1 pseudogene is annotated in these 627 nt (G+C 71.8%); it reads left to right on the top strand.

Annotated elements, in window-relative coordinates:
- Positions 1–64: 64 nt before the first annotated feature.
- Positions 65–627: pseudogene (locus E2C06_RS36870) on the top strand (ISNCY family transposase); the annotation flags it as partial.

Here is a 627-nt window from a genome sequence, read left to right as displayed (position 1 = left end):
GCGGCCGGAGCGGGAGCGGGTTCTGGTTCCGGTCCGGCGGGAGTGCCTGGGATGCGGCAGGCACATGCGCCTGCGCTATGAGAACCGCCGTCATCTGGTGATGCTGTCTGGCGCGGTACGGCTGCGATTGCGGATCCGGCGCTGCGAGCACGAGGGCTGCCCTCGCTTCCATGTCCCGTACCGCCCGGAGGCGGAGGCTGCGTTGGCGCTGCCGCAGCAGGAGTTCGGTCTGGATATCATCGCCCTCGTCGGGGTGCTGCGCCATCGCGAGCACCGCAGCGTGCCGGAGATCCACGCTGCCCTGCGCGGGCGTGGGGTGGAGATCGCCGAGCGCAGCGTCACCAACCTGCTCGACCGCTACGACGAGTTGCTCGCCACCAGCCTGACCGACACGCGCCGGCTGCGACGGGTGCTGAAAGGGCAGCGCGGGGTCATCCTGGCGCTCGATGGGCTGCAGCCGGATGTCGGGCACGAGGTGCTCTGGGTGGTGCGCGACTGCCTCTCGGGCGAGGTGCTGCTGGCGCGCAGCCTGCTCTCGGCCACGGCGAAGGATCTCGAGCCGCTGCTGCGCGAGGTGGCCGGGGCGGTCGGCGTGCCGGTGCTGGGGGTGGTCAGCGACGGGCAGAC

This window comes from Dankookia rubra (assembly GCF_004355005.1).
Lineage (GTDB): Bacteria > Pseudomonadota > Alphaproteobacteria > Acetobacterales > Acetobacteraceae > Paracraurococcus > Paracraurococcus ruber_A.
Note: the sequence above shows the minus strand (reverse complement) of the source record. Positions and strands in the feature narration are given on the sequence as shown.